This window comes from Bartonella sp. AP65SXKL (assembly GCF_042195725.1).
In the GTDB taxonomy this organism is placed as follows: domain Bacteria; phylum Pseudomonadota; class Alphaproteobacteria; order Rhizobiales; family Rhizobiaceae; genus Bartonella.
On sequence record NZ_JBHIOW010000015.1, the window covers coordinates 23696 to 31317 of the forward strand.

Annotated in this window: 2 protein-coding genes and 1 pseudogene; all 3 read left to right on the plus strand. The window is 37.7% G+C overall.

What is annotated here, in order from left to right; translation table 11 throughout:
* The first annotated feature begins 134 nt into the window (after window positions 1-134).
* Window positions 135-3605, plus strand: a complete 3471-nt coding sequence (locus tag ACFIMP_RS08100; RefSeq protein ID WP_375686233.1) for an autotransporter outer membrane beta-barrel domain-containing protein — start codon at window positions 135-137, stop codon at window positions 3603-3605.
* A 686-nt stretch (window positions 3606-4291) separates the two neighbouring features.
* Window positions 4292-5019 (plus strand): annotated as a pseudogene (locus tag ACFIMP_RS08105) (autotransporter outer membrane beta-barrel domain-containing protein); the annotation flags it as partial.
* 171 nt (window positions 5020-5190) lie between these two features.
* Window positions 5191-7622 (plus strand): autotransporter outer membrane beta-barrel domain-containing protein (locus ACFIMP_RS08110; RefSeq protein ID WP_375686234.1); only part of this gene is annotated, 2432 nt, incomplete at its 3' end.

Below are 7622 nucleotides of genomic sequence, written 5' to 3' on the forward strand. Positions count from 1 at the left end.
CTGGCTTTACATAAAACATAGGGTGGATATATAAAACACAAAACGTATTTTAAATTATCACGCGCAACCAAAGTTATTAAACAGAACGCGTGTTTTTTGTTTTTAGAGAAGGGGAAGAAAGTTTGTAGAAAATTATGTTTAAAAATCATCTCTCTTTATATCATTTTACAACGGTTATTTTTTTCTTTGTATACAATACTGATGCAGGTGAGATTTCTTCTGAGAAGAAGCCATATTCATGTAACGAAAGTGCCTCATTTTATCGCTGTAATGATGGTAAAACGCATGAAATTACCAAGAAAACTTATCAACTTACGGGTGAAAGTTCTTATGCTGCCATAGAGGCATCAGGGAAAAATACAGTCATTGAGGGAGAGGCTATAATCATTAACGGTGTTTCGAATGCACATGGACATTCAGAAACAAACGCTTGGACAACAGCTGTAAAGTCCTCAAATGGGGGAGGTGTTGCTCTATTTGATTCCATGTTAAATAACGTGTCGATAGGGGCCGATATTAATGATGAGGGAGCTTTTGAAATGCAGGATGGGGTGATTAAAGCAACCAGAATGGGGATCAGTGTTGGGGGTAAAGGGTCGTTTGTTTCTTTGACCAAGACAGAGATTAAGACATCTTCTGATGCGATAGGTCTTTTGAGTCATAATGGTGCAAAAATTTATATGAAAGGAGGAAAAATTGATTTTGCTGATGGTATTGGTGTTCAAACAGGAGGAGATGGAGAAATTAATTTAGAGGGCGTTTCTATTACTGGGAGGGGGAAACAGGAAACAAATACAGATAATCATCGTGAAGGTTCTGCTTTTAGTATGCTTCAGGGGAAAGGCTCTCTTAATTTCCAGAAGGGAAACGTTAATGTCGGCAATGTTCATGGCATTGTAGTGCAGGGGAATAACCATAATGCTGCTCATATAAAATATTCCAATGTTTTTGTGAGAGGGAATGGATTTAATGGCATGCACTTTTTTTGGGAAGCTGTCTTAAATGATAAAAAAACAATTATACCTGGAAAAGGGACTGTCCATTTGACAAAGACAACTTTTATGGCTCCAGAAAGTACGGCTATTTATAGTCGTGAATTCGAAAGTTCTGTTAAACTCTTACAAAATTCAAAAATTTCTGGAGATTCACTCCTGAAAGCTGTTGAGCGTTCTAATGTAAAGATTGAGGCTGATGCTTCTACCCTTGTAGGAGGCGCACATGTTGATGAAAGTTCTACAGCTAAGATAGATTTAAAAAATGGTTCAAAGTGGATTTTATCGCGACCAAAATATGACAAATTGCAAAATTCTGATGCTTCTGGTTCTAGGTTAAAAGATTATTCTTCTATTTCTTCGGTTAATCTTACGGATAGTTCTCTTGTTTTTGAAGAATTAAAATCTAAAAAAACAAATGGTTATCAGACACTTCTCATTGGAAAAGGATTTGGGACTGTCTATAAAGCGCACGGTGATGTGAATCTTTATCTTAATGCATATTTGGATAAAGGCGGAGCTCTGCAAGAGCAAAAAACTGACCGGCTTTTAATCAATGGTGATCTTGAAGGAAAAACAACAGTTCATGTTTATAAGATTCCTGGAAGTCCAGGGGCATTGACGGGAGATGGTGGTAATAATCAGGGGATTTCCATTATTCAGGTTTATGGAAAAGCCATGGAAGATTCTTTTCAGTTAAAGGGGGGGTATGTCACACTTGAAGCCTCCCCCTATCAGTATCATCTTAAGAGTTATGGTCCAGGCTCTGCTTTAGGGGCGGCAGATTCCAATCAAAGAGTGCTTAAAAACTCTGGAACATTTTGGGATTTCCGACTTGAAAGTCAATTTGTTGATTCCACTAAAGTTTTTCCTGTTCTTGATTTGGTTGTCCCCCCTTCTTCTGATGATATTCCTTCTTTTCCTAAAATTCATCCTAATATTACTGGAGGTGAGGATGGTTCTATTGATTCTAACTCTCAGCAAAAGTCTCAGGAGCCAAGTCTTTCTTCTCCTGTAGATTCTCCTGATAGGGATTCCCATCTTACGACCACACCTAATGTATCTGATGTTTTTGTACTTGAGATCCCCAATCCTCTTTCCTCTCTTGCACCTGTTGTTCCCGCTATTGCTGAATCTAATCCAGTTTCTCCACCTGCATCTGGTTCACCTGTTCCGCCGCATGTTTCACCCACTCCTTCTGTTGTTTCCCCAGTTGCATCTGGTTCACCTGTTCCGTCATCTGTTTCATCCACTCCTTCTGTTGTTTCCCCAGTTGCATCTGGTTCACTTGTTCCGCCGCATGTTTCACCCACTCCTTTTGTTGTTTCCCCAGTTGCATCTGGTTCACCTGTTCCGCCGCATGTTTCACCCACTCCTTCTGTTGTTTCCCCAGTTGCATCTGGTTCTTCTGTTCCGTCATCTGTTTCATCCATTCCTTCTGTTATTTCCCCAGTTGCATCTGGTTCACTTGTTCCGCCGCATGTTTCACCCACTCCTTCTGTTGTTTCCCCAGTTGCATCTGGTTCTTCTGTTCCGCCATCTGTTTCACCCACTCCTTTTGTTGTTACTCCACCTGCGTCTGGTTCTTCTGTTCCGGCATCTGTTTTTGAGCCTTCTTCTCATTTTGAGCCAAATGTGAGAGTCGTTGTTCCACAGGTTTTGACTTATATTCTTGTGCCAAATACCTTATTTTATGCTGGATTGATGGATATCAGTAATCAAAGCAAGCAGTTGCAAGCGCTGCGAACTGTTCCTGGTCGGTTGTTGAAAAATGATGAAAATCCCGCTTTGTTTTTGCGCGGTTACGGTGGACATCATCATTATACTTCAAATTTGTCTGCATTTAAATATGGTGATTATGGCGGTGAGCTTGATTATAATGCACTAGAGGCAGGTATTTTACTCAAGAAAATCGAAAGTGCATACAGTACGACATCTTTTGGGATTATGGGAAATTATGGCAAGCTTTCTTTGCAGCCTCGAAAGGTTAAACAAAGTCAAGAAAGTATATTTGATAAATGGACAATCACAGCATATGGAAGCATGCAGCATGATACGGGTCTCTATATGGATGGTCTCTTCTCTTATGGTTTGTTTAATGGAAATGTTCTCACACTTGAGCGAGGTAAAACGGCTGCATTGAGAGGGAAGCCCCTAAGTGTTTCTTTAATTGCTGGTAAAACGTTTATGATAGGCAGCCGATATTTTATTTTTGAACCACAGGTTCAGTTTGTTTATCAAAATCTCCAGTTTCATAAGACTCGTGATATTGATAATTTTAATATTGATATGCGAAGTCCAGATCATTGGGGGATGCGTATTGGTGGGTATTTAACGAAGACACTTACATTTACTAAAGATAAAGATGCACATGTTCTCTCATTCTATGGTAAGCTTCATTTCATTCGTAGTTTTGATGATAAACAATTTGTATATTTTAAAGATGCCTTCCAGCTTGGTTCCTTTGGGACTTCTTTAGAAGCTGGATTTGGTGTTTTTTCGCAATTATCTCCCAAAATTATTTTTCATAGCGATCTGATTTATCAGCATAAATTTACGAGTGACGGCTTTTCCGGAACGCATTTTTCTGGTGGATTAAGTTATCATTTTTAATTGTATTTTTCTTTAATACATCCTTTGTGAAAGACATAAGCACAAAACATGGTTTTGTTGTGTCGTTTTTCTGATTTTTGACTTTACATATAATACAAAACAAATTATATGTAACGGTACATAATAAGTAGATGAACTAGGTGTGTCTTTTCAGTTTTTTATGAATAAAATAAAGGAAGTTTAGACTAAATTATGATTAAAGTACTAAAACGCTATGTGTGTGTTCTCTTACGACCTCTATTTCTTTCTTCGTGCACAATATAGATGTGAGTGCAGAAGATTATAACCCCTCGTGTAATTCTCTTTTTAAGTCGTATTCGTGTGATACAGTTGATGCTTCTCGTACTTTTGGAAGTCGTAATAAGTTATATATGAGTGGATTGGATAGGAGAGCTGCAGGTGTTATTTTTACAATACGAACTCATGACATAGTTATTAAGCCGCAAAAAAGTAAAGGGGAAAAAGGCTTTCAGGAGCTGATGGAATTTTAGAATTAAAGAGATCTGAGAAGATTACATCAGCAGTGGTTGTGTCAAAAGATAATAAAACTTCTTTTAAAAAGAGTTCTATTACAGGAAATGGCGAAAAGAAAAGTGGTAGAAATGCTACGTTATCTCAATCTGTGTTTGGTGTGAAGCAGGGTGGTTCTTTCCTTTGATGAAGGTAAGATTCAGGTTTCTGTTGTTCATGGTATAGAGGCAAGTGTCTTGCTCAATGCGATTGAGGATACACATCACACTTTGAGCTTTGGAATAATGGAGAATAATGGAAAAAAAACTCTCTACAACCTCAAGATGTTAAAGAAAGCAAAAAAGTACATTTGATAAATGGTCTATTACAGTATATGGCAGCATGCAGCATGATACAGGCTTTTATATAGATGTCCTTTTTTCCTATGGTTTATTTAAAGGGGATGTTCTCACGCAAGCAAGAGGCAAGACAGCAACATTGAAGGAAACACCTTTGAGTGCTTCATTGATTGCGGGCAAGTCATTTACGACAGGGCATAAAGGGGTTATTTTTGATCCGCAGGTTTAGGTTATTTATCAAAATGTGCGGTTTGATAAGGCGTCTGATATTGATGGTTTTGATATTGAGATGGGAAAACTTGATTTATGGGTGATGCGTGTTGGTGGTCTTTAAGAAAGATGCTTGCTGCTTCTAAAGAGGCTCTTGTTGTTTCTTTCAATTGCAAGCTTCAGCTTGCCATTAGTTTTAGAGGAAAACAACGTGTGCGGTTTGGAGATGAATTCCAATAAGGGCTTTTGGCTCTTCTCTAGAAACTGGAATGGGATTGAAGGCTCAGTTGTCTTCAAACTCTGCTTTGCATGGAGATGTAACTTATCAGCATTGCCTTAGAAAAGGTGGTTTTTCAGGGATTATTTTTTCAGGCGGTTTATACTATCGTTTTTAGGTGCCTATGAAATATAGAGTAATTTTTATATAAGTTATAGAGTGTTTTATGAAGTATAAAGTGATTATTTAAGTTTTATACTTGCTATTTTTAGTGTGTTTAACTTAATGTTATGGGGAATGTTTTTTATTTTTAACTAACAGGGGAGAAAGGCAAATTGGGAATAAAGTTATGGTTAATGTATTAAGCGGGTATAGATTTTTATTTATTACAACGGCTATTGTTTCTTTTTTGCCAATCGTGAGTGTTAATGCGAATCCTAATAATTTAGGAACTTCCTGTAATGTATCAGGGAGTTTTTTTACATATAGCGATAGTAAAAAACATACGATAAGTAATAAAAATTATACTCCTTCTGTTTCTTCTCTAGATGATTTTATTGCTGTCTTCTCTATAGAAAAAGAGGGAACTGTTTTAAATTTATTAGAGACAAATATTATCTCGCATAGGCCAAAGCAGATGTTTTTATATAGTGCATCTGTAAAAGATGATGGCAAGCTTGTTCTAACCAATTCAAATATTAAGGATATGTCCGGTTTTCGTGTTCAGAACGGGCAAGTTGTGATGAATAGAGGGAAGATTGAAGGTAGTTTGCAAGCTGTATGTGCAGAAGGAAAAAAAACCGATATTGCTTTAGTGAGCGTAAATATTGATATTGTATCAGATAATTTGAATGCAAAAGGGATTGGATTTGTTAGTAGTTCTGATGCATTCATTAGGATGTCAGGCAGTACTATTACTTTTAATGAGATTGGTGCGTTTTCAACACAATTTGGGGGAAAATATCTTATTGATACAACCAATATTCAGGGAAAAGGTAAGAAACACACGATTGTAGTTGATAATGAAAGTATTGATGAATTTCCAAGAGCTTTTGACATATCACAGGGTGGTAATGTTCAATTACGTGGTGATTTTATTCAGCTCACTGATATGCATGGCTTCTTGATTACGAATTTTGCAGGTTATGCAGATGCTGAAGGTAAATTGGTTCAAGAATACGCTTCATCAAATGAGTTTAAAAAGACAAATATTAAGATTGAAGGTACAGAAATTTCTGTTCAGGGTGAGGGAGTATACGGTCTGTATTTTTATGGATTAGGCCCAGATGTATGGGGTGATATGTTTAAGGTAGGGAGTGAAAAACTTTCAAAAGTAGAAAAAATTGTTTGGGGTGAAGCATCTTTGCATTTGTCACAGACAACTTTTTCAGTTCCCGATGGTATTGCCATTTATAGTACGGGAGATGATATTTATGGAGCTGAAGCTACCATTGAATTAACAGAAAGGACAAAGATCTCTGGTGATTTATTGTTAAAGGCTCAAAATAATTCTTCTCTATTGGTGAAAGCAAAGGATTCTATCCTTACAGGGGGTATTCGTGTTGAGGATGCATCAACTGTTCACTTAGAATTAACAAATGGCTCTGCATGGTATCTCACCAAAAGGAAACATACAGATTTACAGGAATCTCTTCCTGTAGATTCATTACTTTCGTCTATAAGCATTTCTGATAGCACAATTTTTTTTGATAAATTTATATCTCAAGATTATCAAACGCTATATATTGGAAAAGTATATATTGAGAAAGGAAGTAATCTAAATGACATAAATCCAATAGAGGGGATACAATATGATAAAGAAGCCTATAATGCAAAGGGAAATGTGCAGATTAAGATGAGTGCGTTTGTGAATAATGACGGCTCGTTTAATCCTCAAAAAACTGATCGTATTTTGATCTACGGGAATGTTTTGGGAAGTACACTGCTCATGATGGAGAAATTTTCCAAAACTTTAGAAGGAGAAGCTGGCAATAAAGGAAGTCAAAGTATTTCACTTGTTCAAGTTGCTGGGACAGCAGAGGAAAGTTCTTTTAAGTTAGCCAATAGTTATACTACGGTGAATGGATTTCCTTATCAATATAAACTTCGTGTCTATGGTCCAAGTTCTTCTTCTGGAAATGCAGATCCAAAGAATAGATTGGTTGTTGGAGAAGGGGATTTTTGGGATTTTCGTCTCGAAAGTGTTTACATTGGTCCTGAATTAGATTCTTCTGAAACTGCTTCTAAGCCAACGTCTACAGTTTTACCTCCTCAATCTGAAGAAGAGACGGTTCCTTCTAAACGACCAACAGAGACTATTTCACCTGAACAACCCCCTTCTGTTGAGCCTCCACTTATACCATCTACACCTTCTTTGCCTGAAGGATCTGAACCGTCTGAAACATTTATCCCTACGGATTCGACGCTGACTCCTTCTGCACCAGTTCCGTCTGAGCCTCCCTCTGTACCAACAGTTCCGGAGGCTCCTTCTGCTGTGCAACCTATGCCTGCACCGTTTGTTCCAGTTGAAGATTCTACTAATGATGTTCTGCCATCTGAGCCCTCTGCTCCGGAGGACACTTCATCTCTGGATACTGTTTCTCCTCCTTCTGCCCCTGTTGAACCAAAGCCTTCTCAGTCCTCTGATGCTTTGGAACCTTCATCTAATCTCTCTATACCGCTTGATGTTCCGCCTGAGCTAGGTATTAGAGCGGTTGTTCCACAGGTTCCAACTTATCTTCTTTTGCCAAATGCCTTATTTCATGCTGGTTTAGTGGATAT